The sequence below is a fragment of the Streptomyces sp. NPDC020884 genome (genome assembly GCF_044333935.1).
In the GTDB taxonomy this organism is placed as follows: Bacteria; Actinomycetota; Actinomycetes; order Streptomycetales; family Streptomycetaceae; genus Streptomyces.
The window spans coordinates 421,167-436,835 of record NZ_JBIRRY010000007.1 but is presented as its reverse complement, the minus strand read 5'-3'; the positions used below and the strand labels follow the sequence as shown (position 1 = coordinate 436,835).

At 72.2% G+C, this 15,669-nt stretch carries 14 protein-coding genes and 1 pseudogene; 10 read left to right on the top strand and 5 right to left on the bottom strand.

The features are described from left to right. The first annotated feature begins 50 nt into the window (after positions 1-50). The gene (locus ACH4UK_RS23425; protein WP_398359171.1) at positions 51-1,136 is read left to right on the top strand and encodes a DNA glycosylase AlkZ-like family protein; all 1,086 of its coding nucleotides are present in this window, start codon (positions 51-53) and stop codon (positions 1,134-1,136) included. Between the two features lie 24 nt (positions 1,137-1,160). Here ACH4UK_RS23425 and ACH4UK_RS23420 read toward each other — a convergent pair whose 3' ends face one another. Both ACH4UK_RS23420 and ACH4UK_RS23415 read right to left on the bottom strand, forming a co-directional pair. After that, the gene (locus tag ACH4UK_RS23420) at positions 1,161-1,958 is read right to left on the bottom strand and encodes an alpha/beta fold hydrolase (protein WP_398359169.1); all 798 of its coding nucleotides are present in this window, start codon (positions 1,956-1,958) and stop codon (positions 1,161-1,163) included. A gap of 97 nt (positions 1,959-2,055) precedes the next feature. Further along, complete coding sequence (locus ACH4UK_RS23415; protein ID WP_398359167.1) at positions 2,056-2,802, bottom strand: TetR/AcrR family transcriptional regulator; 747 nt, start codon at positions 2,800-2,802, stop codon at positions 2,056-2,058. Positions 2,803-2,955: 153 nt separating this feature from the next. On the opposite strand from ACH4UK_RS23415, the gene ACH4UK_RS23410 reads away from it, so the two are divergent. The 6 genes from ACH4UK_RS23410 to ACH4UK_RS23385 all read left to right on the top strand — a co-directional run bounded on the left by ACH4UK_RS23410 (position 2,956) and on the right by ACH4UK_RS23385 (position 8,689). Then, positions 2,956-4,164, top strand: a complete 1,209-nt coding sequence (locus tag ACH4UK_RS23410) for a saccharopine dehydrogenase family protein (protein ID WP_398359165.1) — start codon at positions 2,956-2,958, stop codon at positions 4,162-4,164. 132 nt (positions 4,165-4,296) lie between these two features. Continuing rightward, complete coding sequence (locus ACH4UK_RS23405; RefSeq protein WP_398359163.1) at positions 4,297-4,704, top strand: YciI family protein; 408 nt, start codon at positions 4,297-4,299, stop codon at positions 4,702-4,704. A 7-nt stretch (positions 4,705-4,711) separates the two neighbouring features. After that, complete coding sequence (locus ACH4UK_RS23400; protein WP_398359162.1) at positions 4,712-5,887, top strand: RNA polymerase sigma factor; 1,176 nt, start codon at positions 4,712-4,714, stop codon at positions 5,885-5,887. A 252-nt stretch (positions 5,888-6,139) separates the two neighbouring features. Next, entirely contained in the window at positions 6,140-6,430 is a 291-nt protein-coding gene (locus tag ACH4UK_RS23395; RefSeq protein WP_398359160.1) for a polyprenyl synthetase, read from the top strand. After that, the gene (locus ACH4UK_RS23390) at positions 6,420-7,475 is read left to right on the top strand and encodes a polyprenyl synthetase family protein (protein WP_398359158.1); all 1,056 of its coding nucleotides are present in this window, start codon (positions 6,420-6,422) and stop codon (positions 7,473-7,475) included. Before ACH4UK_RS23395 ends, ACH4UK_RS23390 begins: the two co-directional genes overlap by 11 nt. Before the next feature lie 38 nt (positions 7,476-7,513). Continuing rightward, positions 7,514-8,689, top strand: coding sequence for an oxygenase MpaB family protein (locus ACH4UK_RS23385; RefSeq protein WP_398359156.1), 1,176 nt, complete (start codon positions 7,514-7,516; stop codon positions 8,687-8,689). 174 nt (positions 8,690-8,863) lie between these two features. On the opposite strand, the pseudogene ACH4UK_RS23380 reads toward ACH4UK_RS23385, so the two are convergent. Beyond that, positions 8,864-10,228: pseudogene (locus ACH4UK_RS23380) on the bottom strand (glycoside hydrolase family 6 protein); the annotation flags it as partial. 475 nt (positions 10,229-10,703) lie between these two features. Between ACH4UK_RS23380 and ACH4UK_RS23375 the strand changes: the two are divergent. Then, complete coding sequence (locus ACH4UK_RS23375) at positions 10,704-11,840, top strand: PQQ-dependent sugar dehydrogenase (protein ID WP_398359154.1); 1,137 nt, start codon at positions 10,704-10,706, stop codon at positions 11,838-11,840. A 117-nt stretch (positions 11,841-11,957) separates the two neighbouring features. Here ACH4UK_RS23375 and ACH4UK_RS23370 read toward each other — a convergent pair whose 3' ends face one another. Beyond that, positions 11,958-12,569, bottom strand: coding sequence for a helix-turn-helix domain-containing protein (locus tag ACH4UK_RS23370; RefSeq protein ID WP_398359152.1), 612 nt, complete (start codon positions 12,567-12,569; stop codon positions 11,958-11,960). Positions 12,570-12,662: 93 nt separating this feature from the next. Here ACH4UK_RS23370 and ACH4UK_RS23365 point away from each other — a divergent pair, with 93 nt between their 5' ends. Both ACH4UK_RS23365 and ACH4UK_RS23360 read left to right on the top strand, forming a co-directional pair. Continuing rightward, the gene (locus ACH4UK_RS23365) at positions 12,663-12,791 is read left to right on the top strand and encodes a hypothetical protein (RefSeq protein WP_398359150.1); all 129 of its coding nucleotides are present in this window, start codon (positions 12,663-12,665) and stop codon (positions 12,789-12,791) included. Positions 12,792-12,817: 26 nt separating this feature from the next. Beyond that, positions 12,818-14,479, top strand: coding sequence for an MFS transporter (locus tag ACH4UK_RS23360; protein ID WP_398359148.1), 1,662 nt, complete (start codon positions 12,818-12,820; stop codon positions 14,477-14,479). Positions 14,480-14,631: 152 nt separating this feature from the next. Here ACH4UK_RS23360 and ACH4UK_RS23355 read toward each other — a convergent pair whose 3' ends face one another. Further along, positions 14,632-15,660, bottom strand: coding sequence for an aminoglycoside phosphotransferase family protein (locus tag ACH4UK_RS23355; protein ID WP_398359146.1), 1,029 nt, complete (start codon positions 15,658-15,660; stop codon positions 14,632-14,634). Between the last annotated feature and the right edge of the window lie 9 nt (positions 15,661-15,669).

The window sequence follows — 15,669 nt, the reverse complement described above, 5'->3', positions numbered from 1 at the left end:
GGGAGCCGTCGGCGGTAGCGTACGGACATCCGCAGGCGAGGAGGCAGCGAGTGAACGGCACCGCCCGGATCGAGGTGAGCCGCGAGCAGGTGCTGCGGTACCGCGTGGCGGCCCAGGGGTTCGACCGTGCCTCCCCCGCACCCGAGGTCCTGGCGCTGGGTGTCCAGGACACTCCGAACGGCTCGGCCCGGGTGGCGCTGGCCGCGAGGGGCGCGTCCGGCGATCCGCTGGAGCGGGTGTGGTCCTTTCGCGGCGCACCCCATCTGCACCGGCGCGCGGACCTGGCGGCGCTGGCGGAGGCCCTGTGGCCGCTCGACGACGCCGATGCCACGGCCCGGATCGACACCGCGGTGATCAAGGGGGGTGCGCACCTGGGCCTGGCGGCCTTCCGCGTCACCGCGGAGGCCTTCCGTGGCACGGTGACGGCTCCTCTGGGAAAGGGCGAGGTCAGTACGGCGGTGAGCGCGGCCGTTCCGGAGTCGCTGACGTACTGGTGCGTCCCGTGCGAGGCGCGGCACATCTCCGGTCTGCTCTTCCAGCAGGCGGGGCTCTTCGGATCGGTGCGGGTCGGTATCGACCGGGGGAAGACGGTGCTGGCCCCGCTCGCTTCGCGCTTCCCGGTGCCGGCGACGGCCTCGGGGACGGAGGGCCTGGTGCGGGCGTATCTGCGTTTCCTCGGTCCGGCCACCCGGGCCGAGGTGGCCGCGTTCCTCGGGACGCGGCCGACCGCGATCAGGCCCGTGTGGCCGGACGGGCTCGCCGAGGTCGCGGTCGACGGCCGGACGGCCTGGCTTCCGGAGTCCGAGGTGGAGGCCCTGCGCGGGGCCCCGCGCGCCCGTGCCGTTCGGCTGCTTCCGCCGGGTGATCCGTTCCTCCAGGCGCGGGACCGTTCGCTGCTCCTGCCCGCGAGAACCCGGCAGAAGGAGCTCTGGCGGTCCGTCGGCGGGCCGGGGGCCGTGCTCGCCGGGTCGGAGATCGTCGGCACCTGGCGCGGCCGGGCCGCGGGGCGCCGGGCGGAGGTGTCGGTGACGGGATTCACGGCCCTGTCCGCCGCGGTGCGCAAGGGTCTGGAGGCCGAGGCGCAGACGGTGGCCGTGGCCCGCGGGGCGGACGAGGCCGTCCTGCGGATCGGGTGAGCGCAGGACCGGCGGAGCCGGCTGTCAGGGGGCGGTGTCGCCGTGCGCCGCCCGCCGGATGGGCATCATCGTCTCGACCGGCTCCCGCGTGAGGTGGTCGAGGATCAGCCGGTTGACGAGGGTCGGCTTCTCCAGCGGGACCAGGTGGGAGGCGCCGGGGACGACGGCCAGTTCGGCGTCGGGGATCGCGCGGTACAGGGCGGTCGTGTGTTCCAGCGTCATCAGGTCGTCGTCTCCGACCATGACGAGGGTGGGCGCCGTGACACGGGCCAGGTCCTCGGTCGTGAGCGTCGGCCGGGTGCGCCACATCTCGATCACCTTCGCGGCCACCACCGGCCAGTGGCCAGCGCCGTCCGGTGCGACGGGCTCGTACAGCTCCCGGAAGAAGGCTAGGTCGGGCCCCTGGGGCGTCATCGTGTCGAGCATCGACGGCTCGACGAAGCACTCGGGGCCGGGACGGAAGTTGGCCCCGATCGCCACGATCCTGCGCACGAGGTCGGGCCGGGCCATGGCGACGAGCAGCGCGACGACTCCCCCGTCGCTCCAGCCCACCAGATGCGCCGGTCCTTCGACGACCTGCTCCAGGAAGGCCACGGTGTCCTCGGCCATGTCCTGGTACGTCAGCGGGCCCGCGACGTCGGCCGTGTGCCCGTGGGCGCGCCGTTCCGGCAGGAGGAGGCGGTAGGCGGCGGCGAGGTCGGCGCGCTGCGCGCCCCAGGTGTCGTTGGTGCAGAAACCGCCGTGGAGCAGGACCAGCGGGTCGCCTATCCCCTCGGTCTCGTACCAGGTCCTGACACCTGGAAGGTCCGCGTACTCACCCATCGGCCCAGGCCTCTCCGGGATGCTGTCCTCTCCGGCCAGTCTGCGCCGTGGTCCCGGGGGCCGCACGCGGAGTGCCTGCGGCCTCGTCCGAGCGGTCTCAGCCGCCGCCCGCGCCGCCCACGTCGTCCGGGCCGCTCGCTCCTCGCACGCGCCGGACGCTCGCCTCCGCGCTGTCGAGGAGCATCTCCAGGGCTGTGGGGTAGGCGCTGTCGTTCATCCTCGCCACCAGCAGCGGCGCGGTGGCGGCGATGTTCGGGTGGGTCTCCGCGGGCAGCCGGGCGTAGGTGGCGCGCCAGACCCGCTCGTCGGCGGCGCGTGCCGCCTCGGGCAGGGCCAGGCTCGCAGCGTCCAGCGCGGCAAAGGCGAGTGCCTGGTCGACGAACGCCTGGTAGATGCGCACGACGTCCGTGTCGGGCAGTCCGGTCGACCGCAGGATGCCGAGGACCGCCTCGTCCGCGGCGATCTCGTTGGCCCGGCCGCTGACCCGGCTGGCGGTCAGCACCGCGGCCTCCGGGTGGGCGAGGTAGGCGGTGTGGATGCGCAGGCCCACTTCGCGCAGGTCCTTCCGCCACTCCCCTCCGGTCCGCCATCCCCGCATGGCGCGTCCGATCAGCTCGTCGGCGATCGCCAGGGTCAGGTCGTCGATACCGCGGAAGTAGCGGTAGAGCGTGCTCGGGTCGGCTCCCAGCGCCACGCCCAGGCGTCGCACGGTCAGTCCGTCCCTGCCGTGTTCGTGGAGCATGCGCAGGGCCGTCTCGACGATCAGGTGCTGGGTGACGACCACGCCCTGCCTGGTCGGCCGCCTGCGCCGACGTCCTTCCTCCGGAACCACGTCCTTCGCCATCGGAGCACCTCTTCCGTCCCGGCACCGGCGTTCACCTGTTCGGACCGACCTTATGCCAACGGCGTTGACGTTACTCAAGTACGCCCCTTTCATGGACGAATCCAAGGGCACCGGCCCGCACGGCCCGGCCCTCTGACGAAAGGCACATCCGCCATGCGCGTACTGCTCGTCGGCGCAGGTGGCGTGGGCACGGCGATCACCAGGATCGCCGCCCGCCGCTCGTTCTTCGACCATATGGTCGTCACCGACTACGACCTCTCCCGGGCCGAGGCCGCGGTAGCGGCGCTCGGCGGGGAGAAGGGCCGGTTCACGGCGCTGCGCGTCGACGCCTCGGACCGGGCGGCGGTCACCGCGCTCCTCGCCGAGCAGCGGTGCGACATCCTGGTGAACGCCACCGACCCCCGGTTCGTGATGCCGTTGTTCGACGCGGCGCTCGCCGCCGGCGTCGACTATCTGGACATGGCCATGTCCCTCTCCTCCCCGCATCCGGAGCGCCCGTACGAGGAGTGCGGGGTCAAGCTCGGCGACGGGCAGTTCGAGCGCGCCGCCGCGTGGGAGAAGGCCGGCCGGCTCGCGCTCGTCGGGGTGGGCGTCGAGCCGGGGCTCTCCGACGTCTTCGCCCGCTACGCAGCGGACGAGCTGTTCGACGCGATCGAGGAGATCGGCGTTCGGGACGGTGCGAACCTTGACGTCGAGGGCTATGACTTCGCCCCGTCGTTCTCGATCTGGACCACCATCGAGGAATGTCTGAACCCGCCGGTGGTCTGGGAGAAGGACCGGGGCTGGTTCACCACGGCTCCGTTCAGCGAGCCGGAGGTCTTCGACTTCCCCGAGGGCATCGGTCCGGTCGAATGCGTCAATGTCGAGCACGAGGAGGTCCTGCTGATCCCGCGCTGGGTGGAGGCCCGGCGGGTCACCTTCAAGTACGGGCTGGGCGACGAGTTCATCGAGACCCTCAAGACCCTCCACAAACTCGGCCTGGACCGCACGGACAAGGTGACCGTGCCCGGCGGCGCCGTGTCGCCGCGTGACGTGGTCGCGGCCTGCCTGCCGGATCCGGCCTCGCTCGGCGACCGCATGCACGGCAAGACCTGCGCCGGCACCTGGGTCAAGGGCACGAAGGACGGCGCGCCCCGCGAGGTGTACCTCTACCACGTGGTCGACAACCAGTGGTCGATGCGGGAGTACGGCTCCCAGGCCGTGGTGTGGCAGACGGCGATCAACCCGGTGATCGCCCTGGAGCTCGTGGCGAACGGCGTCTGGAGCGGCGCGGGGGTGCTCGGAGCCGAGGCGCTGGACCCGCGCCCGTTCCTCGATCTGCTCGTCGAGTACGGGTCCCCGTGGGGCCTGCGCGAGCAGTGAGCGGGGGCCCGTCCGCGGCCCGCCGAAAAAAGTCGGGAAGTTTTCTGGCGACGATGTCGAGAACCCGGATCCCGCTCCGTCCCCGTAGTGAGAGCGGCCAGAATGGGTCGCACGGAACCAAGGAGTAACACCATGGCCAAGTACCTGCTGCTCAAGCACTACCGCGGAGCTCCGGCCGCGGTCAACGACGTACCGATGGACCGGTGGACGCCCGAGGAGATCTCGGCGCACATGCAGTACATGCAGGATTTCGCGGACCGGCTGGAGAAGACCGGGGAGTTCGTCGACGGTCAGGCGCTCGCCCCCGAGGGATCGTGGGTCCGGTACGACGGTGAGGGCCGCCCGCCGGTCACCGACGGGCCGTTCGCCGAGACGAAGGACCTCATCGCCGGCTGGATGATCATCGACGTCGACGGCCACGAGCGCGCCGTCGAGCTGGCCGGGGAGCTGTCGGCCGCTCCGGGAGCGGGCGGGCGGCCGATCCACGAGTGGCTGGAGGTGCGCCCGTTCCTGACCGCGCCGCCCACCGTCACGGAGTGACGTCCCGATGAACGAGGCCCTTCTGCGGAGCCTCACGCCGAGCGTCCTCGCGATCCTCGTCCGCCGCGGAGCAGACTTCGCGGCGGCCGAGGACGCGGTGCAGGACGCCCTCATCGAGGCGGTCCGGGTCTGGCCGGAGGACCGGCCGCGCGATCCGAAGGGCTGGCTGGTCACCGTGGCCTGGCGGCGGTTCCTGGACGCGACCCGGGCGGAGGCCGCCCGGCGGCGGCGGGAGGACCTCGTCGACGAGGAGCCCGCGCCCGGACCCGCGCCCGCGGCGGACGACTCGCTCCAGCTCTACTTCCTGTGCGCCCATCCCTCGCTGACGCCGTCGTCCGCGGTCGCGCTCACGCTGCGCGCCGTGGGCGGGCTCACGACCCGCCAGATCGCCGGGGCCTATCTGGTGCCCGAGGCGACCATGGCGCAGCGCATCAGCCGGGCGAAGCGCACCGTCTCCGGTGTGAGGTTCGATCAGCCCGGCGATGTCACCACCGTGCTGCGCGTCCTCTATCTGGTCTTCAACGAGGGGTATTCGGGCGATGTCGACCTCGCCGCCGAGGCGATCAGGCTCACCCGGCAGCTGGCGGCCGCGATCGACCATCCGGAGGTGGCGGGGCTGCTGGCCCTCATGCTGCTCCACCACGCCCGGCGCGCGGCCCGGACCACGCCCGACGGGAGCCTGGTGCCGCTCGCCGAGCAGGACCGGGGCCGCTGGGACACCGCGACGATCGCCGAGGGGGTCCAGATCCTTCAGGCGGCGCTCGCCCGCGACCGGCTGGGCGAGTTCCAGGCCCAGGCCGCCGTCGCGGCGCTCCACGCCGACGCGCGGGCGGCCGAGGAGACCGACTGGGTGCAGATCGTCGAGTGGTACGACGAGCTGGTGGGCCTGACGGACAGCCCGGTGGTCCGGCTCAACCGGGCGGTGGCCGTCGGCGAGGCCGACGGCCCGCGTGCCGGGCTGGCCGAACTCGCCGCGTTGAGCGACGCGTTGCCCCGGCACACGGCGGTGGCGGCGTATCTCCACGAGCGCGACGGTGACCTGGTGACGGCGGCGCGGCTGTACGCGGAGGCCGCCCACAAGGCCCCCACCCTCGCCGAGCGGGCCCACCTGACGCGTCAGGCCGCCCGGCTCAACGCCGGCCGGCCTCGGACACCTCCAGCGGGATCCGGGCCGGGTCGCTGAATCCGGCCGCGCGGTCCGGTCCCGGCCTCTTCGCCGAACAACTCCCCCTCGAACGCCTCGCCCATCTCGTCGTACTGCCGTGCGCTCACCGTCCTCCCCTCCGGCTTCTTCGCGGCAGCAGCACAGAACCGTACGGTCGAGCGAGTCGCTCACTCGATCGTGACTTCCGCCCCTCCGGCGCCCGGTGCGTCGCGATGCTGGGGAAAAGGGCGCGTGACCTGCGCCGTCGGCGGTTTCGGGGTGGGGAGTGGCATGGCGCAGGACAGGACGCATGAGGCAGGACGCCGCGGGGATCCGGACGGGCGGGTGGTCCTGCTCATGGCGGGGGCGGCCGATCTGGCCGTGTGCGCGGTGGGTTCGGCCTTCGGGGCGGTACGGGGGTTGCTGCGCCGCTCGGACGCCGCCGACCTGGCGGCGGAGGCCGAGCACGATCTGATGGCGCGCGGGCGGCTGGTGCTGGACCGGTACGCGGCCGCGCCCCCGGCCCATCTGGAGCTCCTGGCCCGGCACGCCCTTGCCCGGCGGGCCGCCGATGACGTCTGACCGGTGGGACCCGGCCGCGTTCAAGGCCCGGGTCGACGAGGTGCTGCACCCGTTCGTCGCCCGGGAGGCCGATCTGTTCGCGGCGATCGACCCGTCCCTGGCCCCGGTGGCCGCGCAGGTGGAGGCGGTCGTCGCGGACGGCAAACGGTTACGGGCGGCGTTCTGTTACTGGGGCTGGCGGGCGGTGGGCCAGCCGGACAGCGCCGCCCTGGTGCGGGCGGCCGCCTCCCTGGAGCTGATCCATGCCGCCGCGGTCGTGCACGACGACCTCATCGACGACAGCGCCCTGCGGCACGGCCGCCCCACCGCCCACATCGCTCTGCGCGGTGCCGTGCGCCGTCGGCCGCGTTCCGTCGCCGCCGCCAGGTCGCTGGCGATGCTGGTGGGGGATCTGCTGATGGGGCTGGCCGGGCAGCTGTTCGCCACCAGCGGTCTGCCCGCCGCCTATCTGGGCCGGGCCCGCCCGTTGTGGTCGGTGCTGGGCCGGGAGCTGATCGCGGGCGAGTGCCTGGAGATCCTGCGTACCGGAGCGGAGCCGGACACCGAGGCCTCGCTGAAGGTGATCCGGTACAAGACCGCCAAGTACACGGTCGAGCAGCCCTTGTTGATCGGCGGCGCCCTGGCCGGGGCCGGCGGACGGCTGCGCGAGGGCTACTCCGCCTACGGGCTGCCGCTGGGCGAGGCGTTCCAGCTGAGGGACGATCTGCTCGGGCTGTTCGGAGACCCCGGGCGCACCGGCAAGGCCGCCGCCGACGACGTATGCGGTCACCGGCCCACGACCCTGCTGGCGGAGACCTGGCGGATCGCCGATGCCGACGACCGGGACCGGCTCCGGGCCCTGCTGGGCCGGCGCGACCTCGACGAGGACGGTCTGGACGCGGTCCGCACGGTGATGCGACGGCTGAAGACCCCCGGCCTCGTCGAGAACATGATCGCGGCGCGGGTCGAGGAGGCCCTCGGCGCGCTCGCCGAGTTGGACGTACCGACGCATGCGGCCAACGCCCTGACCGCGCTGGCGCATTCGGCGACCGCCCGGCTGTCCTGACCCCTGCCCGGCCCGGCCCGAGGACAAGGAACTCCGTCATGAGCTACACCGAGGCTTCGATGAACGCCCTGCGGCAGGGCGGTGACGAACTGGCCGACGCCACCGTCGCCGCGCTCTTCGACCGTGGGGAGGTGGGCAAGTTCAACACCCTGATGCGTTACGTCTCCACCGCGGGCGCTTCTCTCCCGGACGGGCTCCCCGATGTGGCCCGGGAGTACCTCCAGGCCACCAGTGCCCCGCCGGCCTGGGTCGACTGGGGGGAGATGGAGCGGGCCCGGCTGTTCTTCATCGACAACAACGTGCACATCTCCACCGCGCTGTCGTTCGCCTCCATGCCGGCCTGCTACGTGGTCCCGCACGTGGCGAAGCTTCTGTCGGCCACCCACGGGCTGGAGTACCCCTCCAAACGGATGGCGGAGACAGGCCAGTTCACCGTCTACCTGATGCGGCCGGACGCCTTCGAGGCCGGGGGCCGCTTCCTCCCCGCCGCCCAGAAGGTCCGCCTCCTGCACGCGTCCATCCGCCATCACCTCCTGCGGGAGAACCGATGGGACGCCGCGGCGCTCGGTAGGCCGATCTGTCAGGAGGACATGATCGGCGGGCAGATGTTCTTCTCGCTGCTCGTGCTCGACAGCCTGCACCGCCTCGGCATCCATATGTCGGAGGAAGGCGCGCAGGCCTATTACTACGCCTGGCGCGTCGTCGGCGCGATGCTCGGTGTCGACCAGGAGGCCGCTCCCCGGACCCTGGACGAGGCCCGCTCCTTCCTGGACCTCTACATGGTCCGGCACATGGGGCCCTCCGAGGAGGGCGCGCAGCTGACCCGACAGCTCATCGACCTCTACGAGGAGGTCGTGCCCGGGACCCTCTTCGACCCGGTCGTCTCCGCGCTCATCCGACATCTGACCGGTGACACCTGCGCCGACTGGCTCCGGGTGCCCCGCACCTCGTGGGACACCGTCGTCAAGGCCGTCCCCCGCCTGCTCGGCGTCCTGGAGACCATCGAGGACCGGTCCCCGCTGGGCGCCTGGGCCCTGGACCGCCTCGGCCACCTCACCACCGTCCTGGAACTCTCCACCCTCACCCGCGGCCGGGTGATGCACTACGCCATCCCCGAGCAGCTCAGGCAGGAGTACGGCGTCTCCCCCGGGGCGTCCCGCTCCCACCGCTGGAATCCGCCCGCCGCCACCGACTGGCCGCTCTCGCGGCCCTGACCGTCATGTCCGTGGGCGCCGGCGTCCTCCCGGCGGCCGGGTCGACGTGCGCTGACCCGGGGCCCCGGCCGCACGCGACGCGAACGCACCCGGCGGGAACGTTCCCGCCGGGTGCGGCACGCACCCTTCGAGCGCCGTGGCCCGGCGCCCTCGTGTGTCCTACTGGCCGACGCGGCCGCCGTCGAGCGGCGGGTAGGCGTTGCGCAGCAGTTCCTGGAACTGTCCGGAGAACCAGTGCCCGGCCACCGGGGAGTTGGGCAGGGCGCCCGTGAGGTTGTAGCCGTTCCGGCCGTTGCCGGTGTACGTGGGGTCGCACATCCGGTCGAAGCCCTTGCCCTCGTCGTTGTCGACGGGTTCGCTGCTGCCGTCGGACTCGCCCGGGGGCTTGGCCCAGACGTAGGCGTCGATTCCGGGCGCGGGCGCGGTCGTGGGACGCTCGCCGATGCCCGCGCCGCTCTGGTTGCACCAGTTGCCCGCATGGATGCGGCGATCGGTGCGTGCGCCGTCGACATAGGCGTCAACGCTGGTCAGAGGTCCGGGACCGGCAGGCCGGGAGGGGCCGCCCCAGCCGTTGCGGGCGGTGTCGATGAGCATGCCGAGGTCGGAGGCGAAGCCCTGGCGGACCAGCTCGGTGCGCAGGGCCTGGGCGAACGAGAGCTCGTCCACGTAGTAGTTCCAGTCCACCCAGCGGGACTGGCGCACCGTGGCCCCGTTCACGGCGTCGGTCACCGCGAAGTGGGGCTCCTGGAGCGCCGAGTAGTTGGCCGTGTTCACGATGAAGCCGTGCACGTCGGAGACCGTGGCGCCTTCCACCGTGGCGGCCCTCTTGAACTGCTCAGCCGCGGGGACGAAGTTGGAGTCCCAGCCGAGCCAGCCGTGATGCGCCGCATCGACGTAGTTGTAGACGTTGGGCAGGGCGCCGAGCGTGTGCAGGGCGTACCCGATGCCCTTCTCGTAGTTGCCGTTGGCCTTCATCGTGGCGCACTCGGGCGTGGAGCCGGCCGTTCCGCCGGCATTGGTGACGAGGTTGGGCAGCGAGTCGGGTTCGATGAGCGTGACGATGCGCAGACTCGCGTAGGCGGGGTCGCCGAGGATGCCGGCGATGGGGTCGATGTAGTCGTCCTTGTAGCGGCCGAGCTCGGTGGGGCCGAGTTCGCCGTTGGAGGCGAGTGCGGCGCAGTCCCGGCCGGGCAGGTTGTAGATGACGACCTGGAAGAGGTCGGCTCCCTGGCTGACGGCCGTGTCGAGGTGCTCGCGCAGGCCCCGCGCACCGGGTGTGCCGCCGATCGCGGCGATGCGGTCCATCCAGACGAACGACGGCTCGTCCGCGATGACTTCGCCGCCGGGTTCCGCGGCGGCCCTGGCGGACCAGTCGGGGTTCACGTACGCGGTGGCGCCCGTGTAGGGGTTGTCGACACGGGCGGCGGCCGACGCCGGTGCGGGTACGGCCACCGCGAGTGCCGCGCCCATGACCAGGGCGGACAGTGCGGCGACTGCGCTTCTGCGCGGTGCGTGCGGGGTGGTTCCTCTGATTCTCATTGCGGCTCCGTGCTCCTCTCATACGTCCGTCGTGGGTAGCGACGGACGGGCTCTGGGGGTCCGTGACGCTCAGGAGGTAGGGGATTCGAGTGGGGGAAGAGTGTCCGTGGGAGCGCTCCCAAAGTGGCGCGGCTTCCGACGACTGTCAAGCAGTCCAACGCAATAACCTTGCGTGGAGGGCCAGTTGGAGAGAATGGAAGCGCTCCCATCGATGGAGAAGGGAGCCGCAAGAGCACGTTCCCGGTCGACTCCGCTTCCATGATTGGCCGACTACCGCCTTGCGGAGAGGCGCGAGCGGGTCGCAGAAGAAGGCGGCGCAGCCCTGGTCTAGGCCAGACCGTACCCGTCCCTCTATCCTCACCCGTAGCCGGTGCCACACCATCCCCCACCCAGGTTGCCTGCCGGCTCGCGCCCCCACTCAACTCCGCTCGAGCAGCCGGGTGATCCCCCCATTCGCCGCCTCCAGGAGGCCACGGTGAAATTTCGCACCAGAAGCTCGGCGATCATCGGCACCCTCTGCCTCGTCACGTCCCTGGCCTTGGCCACGGCGTCGGCCGACGAGCCCGCCGCCCCGGTTCAGCCGGTGACCGCCTCCCTGACCGAAGTGGCCAGGGCCCAGGGACCGTCCGCCGGTACGGCCGGACCCGATGACACGCTGTGGATCGCCGAACGCGCGGGCACCGTACGGGTCCTGGACTCCTCGGGTCTCGGCGAACCCGTCCTCGACATCTCCGACGAGACCACCACGGACGGGGAACGCGGCTTGCTGGGCGTCGCGTTCGACAAGACGTTCGCGCACTTCTACATCTCGTTCACCGACCTCGAAGGCACCAGCAGGGTCGACGAGTTCGCCGTGGAGGGTGGTGAACTCCAGCCGGATTCCCGGCGCACCGTCCTCTCACAGACGCAGCCGTACGCCAACCACAACGGCGGGGACATCAAGTTCGGCCCCGACGGCTATCTGTACATCGCCTTCGGCGACGGCGGCTCGGGCGGCGACCCGCACGGCAACGGGCAGAAGCTCGACACCCTGCTCGGCAAGCTGCTGCGGATCGACCCGAGCGGCGGCGATCCCTACGCGATCCCGGCGGACAACCCGTTCGTGGACGACGCGAACGCGAAGGGCGAGATCTGGTCGTACGGGCTGCGCAACCCGTGGCGGTTCTCCTTCGACGCGGGCACCGGCGACCTCCTGATCGGCGACGTCGGCCAGAGCGACTGGGAGGAGATCGACTGGGCCCCGGCGGACAGCAAGGGCGGCGAGAACTACGGCTGGTCCTCCATGGAGGGCACGCACCCCTTCCGGGGCGGCACGGAGCCCGCGAACCACGTCCCGCCGGTCCACGAGTACGACCGCACGGGCCTCGGCTGCTCGGTGACGGGCGGATTCGTCTACCGCGGCGAGGCGCTCCCGGAGCTCCAGGGGAGCTATGTGTTCAGCGACTACTGCGACGGCACCCTGCGTACGCTCCGGATCGAGAACGGCGAGGTGACCGACGTCGGCGACCTCGGAGTCGGCGGCGGCGAGGTCATCTCGTTCGTGGAGGGCGGTGACGGCGAGTTGTACGTACTCAACATCGGCGGTGCCGTCTCGCGCATCGACCCCGCGTGAGCCTCTGAACCGTGCGGACCGGGGTGGGGCCCCGCCGATCCTGGTGATCGGCGGGGCCCCACCCTGTGCTCGTCCCCGGTCCCGGCACCGGCGTCTTCGACCCCACGCTTTCGCTCGTCACGCCGGGCTCTGCCCGGACGGGTCCGGGCGGTTGCCCTTCTCCGCGCCTTCGCCTCGCTGGTGACCGCGGCGGGCGTCCCGGTCGAAGATGCCCAGCACCTCGCACGGCCCGCCCTCGGCGCCGATCGCGTGCGGGAGCATCGTGGGGAACTCCGCCGCCTGGTTCGTCTCGATCCGCAGGCGCCGGTTGCCCAGGAGCAGGGTCGCGGTACCGGAGAGAACGACGAGCCACTCACGGCCCGGATGCGCGCGCAGACGCGCGGGGCTGTCGGGCGGCGGCTCGGTCATGCGCTGACGGATGACGGTCATGCCGGGTTCCGCCTTGATCGGCCACCGCATCTGACCGCGGGCCCCGTCGATCATCGGGCTGGAGACGATGTCGTCGGTGGCGGTCTCGACCAGCTGGTCGAGCGAGGTGTCGAGGGCGCGGGCGAGCGTGACGAGCTGGTCGAGGGCCAGGCGGCGCCGGCCGTTCTCGATGCGGCTGAGCGTGGACTGACTGACCTTCGCGCGGGCGGCCAGCTCCTCCAGCGACCAGCCCTGGGCCACGCGCAGGGCGCGGATGCGTTTGCGTACCAGGCTGTCCAGCTCACCATCTTCTTGCGTCATAGGCATAAGCGTATGCGATAGAGGCAAGCCGCGTTTAGCGTCGTTCGTGTTCGGCCCCCAAGAAGAGGGCCCGGCACGGACGGAGGCAACGCCATGGCTGGTGCCCCTGCCGCATCCCGAGCACCGGAGAACACCGACCTCGGCTCCGTCGGCACCGAGGCGGCCATCGAGGCGGCCTCCGACACTCCTGCTGTCGTTCCGCGCCTGCTGTTCCGCACCTGATGTTCCGCGCCTGTCGAGAGGAATCCATGAGTACGAACCAGTCCGGCCCGGTGAGCGTCGATCCGGACGGCGTCCCGGGCGCGTCCGGTGAGGGCGTGCCCGACGCGCGTCAGCGCCGCACGATTCTGATCACCGTGTGCATCGCCCTGATGGCCGTCATCGCCTCGGTCTCGGGGCTCAACGTCGCCCAGCCCGACCTGGCCGTCGCCTTCGACGCCTCGCAGAGCACGATTCTGTGGATCATCAACATCTACACCCTCAGCCTGGCCGCTCTCCTGCTGCCGCTGGGCGCGATCGGCGACCGGCTCGGCCGCAAGCCCATGCTGCTGACCGGCCTGATCGTCTTCGGTGTGGCCAGTGCGGCGGCCGGCCTCGCCCCGTCGGCCGAGGTCATGCTCGCCGCACGGCTGCTCAGCGGGGTGGGCGCGGCGATGATCATGCCCATCACCCTGGCCGTGATCACCTCGACCTTCCCCGAGAAGGAGCGGGGACGGGCGATCGGCGTGTGGACCGGGGTCGCCGGAGGCGGTGGTGTTCTGGGCATGTTCCTGTCCGCCGCGCTGGTCGACGTGGCGACCTGGCGGTGGCTGTTCGTCCTGCCGTCGGCACTCGGCGCCCTCGCTCTCGTCATGACGCTGCGGTCCGTTCCCGATTCCCGCGAGGCGTCCGGGCACGGGTTCGACGTCGTCGGCGCGCTGACCTCCGTCGTCGCCGTGGTCGGCCTCATCTTCGCCCTTCAGGAAGGACCGGAGCGCGGCTGGACCGCACCCGTGACGCTGCTCGCCCTGGTCGTCGGAGTGCTCGCCGCCGTCGGCTTCGTGGTGGCGGAGCTGCGCCGCAGGGACGCGGCGCTCCTGGACGTACGCCTGTTCGGCGAGCGCGGACTGGCCGGGGGGTCGATCACCCTCCTGGTGGTCTTCGGGGTCCAGGCGGGCATCTTCGTGGTCCTCTTCCCGTTCCTCCAGGCCGTTCTCGGCTGGTCGGGGCTGCTGTCCACGCTGGCCCTCATGCCCATGGCCGTCCTGATGATGCTGGCCTCGGGTCTCGCGCCGCACCTGGCCGGGCGGATCGGCGCCCGCGCGACCATGGCCACGGGGATCCTGCTGGCGGGCGCGGGGCTCGCGCTCATGGCCGGGATCGTCTCCGTGGACGGCGGCTATCTGTCCGTGCTTCCCGGCATGTTGGCGATGGGCCTCGGCATGGGCCTGTCGATGACGCCGTCCACCGAAGCCATCACCAGTGCGCTCCCCCGCGAGCGCCAGGGGGTCGCGTCCGCGCTGAACGACGTGACGCGGGAGTTCGGCACGGCGCTCGGTGTCGCCCTCCTCGGTGCGCTGCTGTCCGCCGGCTATCGCAGCGCCATCGACTCCCGGCTCACCGACCTTCCCGAGGGCCCGGCCGACGCCGCGCGCGAAGGCGTCGCCAACGCGGTCGAGGCGGCGAACGGCGCCGGCGTCCACGCGCAGGAACTGGTCCTCGTCGCGCGGCAGTCGTTCGTCGACGGCTGGCAGAACGCCATGTGGGCGGGGGTCGCCGTCATGGCCGCCCTGTTCCTCTACGTCCTGGCCCGGGGGCCCCTGTCTCCCGCCCGCACCTCGGCGAGCTCCTCGCGGCCCGCCGGCCCGGATGCGACTGACGCCCCGGACGCCAATGACGCCACGGAACGAGCCGCCGCAGCCGTTTCCTGAGCCGGGCCGGGCGCACCGGCTCAGGCCGTGGTCAGGGCGGGCTCCTCCGGACCGGTGCACGCCGTACACCGGCGGTCCTGATCACGCGGCGACGCCCGTAGCGGGCTTCCAGCCGCCGGGCGGCTCACCCCGTGCGGTGGGCGGGTCTCACCTCACGGGCGTTGCGCGGGAACGGGGCGGAGGGTGGGCCAGCGGGTGAGCATGGTCCGGCGCAGCTGCGCGCAGAGTGCGCTCAGCCCGCTCAGCCCGTCGCGGCCGGCTGTCATCGGGCCGACGACGCCGAGCCGGTGGACGAGTCGTTGCCGGGCGGTCGCCGTGCCCCACTTCCAGTCCCGTTCCGGGATCCTGGCCAGGTGATCGGTGCTGCCGCGGTGGGCCCTCTGGACCAGGGCGTCGCCGCGCAGCAGCCAGCCGGCGCAGGGGTCGGTGAGGTCGCCGTGGAGGTCCGTGCCCGTCGCGGTGCGCCAGGCCGTGCGATAGGCGCTCTCCGCGCGTTCCTGCAGCGGAGCGGGTGCCGTGGTGACACACCAGCACGTCGGGAAGCCGATGCGCAGGTAGGCGAGTTCGACCAGCCCACTGCCCAGTGAGGCCTGTTCGAAGTCGATGAACCTGGTCCCGCCGGTGGTGTGCAGGTCGTTGCCGGGGCACGGGTCGCCGTGGAGGAGGGCGTGGCCGGGTGCCCGGCCGAGCCGGTGCACGAGGTCGTGCAGCTCGCCGGGGACTGCGGGCGGGACGGGAACGTCGAGAGCCGCGGCCAGCCCGAGGAAGGACGCGACGTCGGCCTCGTCCGGGCCCTGCCAGCGGGGCAGCACGTCGGCGTGCTCGGGGCGGCCGGCGGCATGCAGATGGGCCAGTGCCGCCGCGTAGTCGACGATCCAGTCGCCGGAGGGGCGTCGGTGCTCCAGATACTCCAGGACCAGCACCCGCTCCTCGGGGGCGGTGCTCAGCAGGGCGGGCACCACGGGCGGGTCGGTTCCGGCCGCGAGCCGCAGCGCGGCCACTTCGCGGGCGTACCGTTCGTCGGCGTCGGAGCCGCCGACGATCTGCTTCACCACCACCGGCGCCCCCGCCGTCTCGACACGCCACACACGTGAGCGCGGGCTGCTGCTGAGCCGCCGCGAGCGCCTCGGAGCGCCCAGTTCGGCGCGTAACGCGTCCCCCCACGGCAGTCGTGACCCCATGCGCCCATC

What these genes read in the sequence shown, in the direction of transcription:
- ACH4UK_RS23385 (WP_398359156.1), top strand. Translation starts at nt 7,514, where the DNA reads ATGAGCTACACCGAGGCTTCGATGAACGCCCTGCGGCAGGGCGGTGAC.
- ACH4UK_RS23370 (WP_398359152.1), bottom strand. Translation starts at nt 12,569, where the DNA reads ATGACGCAAGAAGATGGTGAGCTGGACAGCCTGGTACGCAAACGCATC.
- ACH4UK_RS23355 (WP_398359146.1), bottom strand. Translation starts at nt 15,660, where the DNA reads ATGGGGTCACGACTGCCGTGGGGGGACGCGTTACGCGCCGAACTGGGC.
- ACH4UK_RS23395 (WP_398359160.1), top strand. Translation starts at nt 6,140, where the DNA reads ATGGCGCAGGACAGGACGCATGAGGCAGGACGCCGCGGGGATCCGGAC.
- ACH4UK_RS23420 (WP_398359169.1), bottom strand. Translation starts at nt 1,958, where the DNA reads ATGGGTGAGTACGCGGACCTTCCAGGTGTCAGGACCTGGTACGAGACC.
- ACH4UK_RS23390 (WP_398359158.1), top strand. Translation starts at nt 6,420, where the DNA reads ATGACGTCTGACCGGTGGGACCCGGCCGCGTTCAAGGCCCGGGTCGAC.
- ACH4UK_RS23410 (WP_398359165.1), top strand. Translation starts at nt 2,956, where the DNA reads ATGCGCGTACTGCTCGTCGGCGCAGGTGGCGTGGGCACGGCGATCACC.
- ACH4UK_RS23365 (WP_398359150.1), top strand. Translation starts at nt 12,663, where the DNA reads ATGGCTGGTGCCCCTGCCGCATCCCGAGCACCGGAGAACACCGACCTC.
- ACH4UK_RS23405 (WP_398359163.1), top strand. Translation starts at nt 4,297, where the DNA reads ATGGCCAAGTACCTGCTGCTCAAGCACTACCGCGGAGCTCCGGCCGCG.
- ACH4UK_RS23415 (WP_398359167.1), bottom strand. Translation starts at nt 2,802, where the DNA reads ATGGCGAAGGACGTGGTTCCGGAGGAAGGACGTCGGCGCAGGCGGCCG.
- ACH4UK_RS23360 (WP_398359148.1), top strand. Translation starts at nt 12,818, where the DNA reads ATGAGTACGAACCAGTCCGGCCCGGTGAGCGTCGATCCGGACGGCGTC.
- ACH4UK_RS23400 (WP_398359162.1), top strand. Translation starts at nt 4,712, where the DNA reads ATGAACGAGGCCCTTCTGCGGAGCCTCACGCCGAGCGTCCTCGCGATC.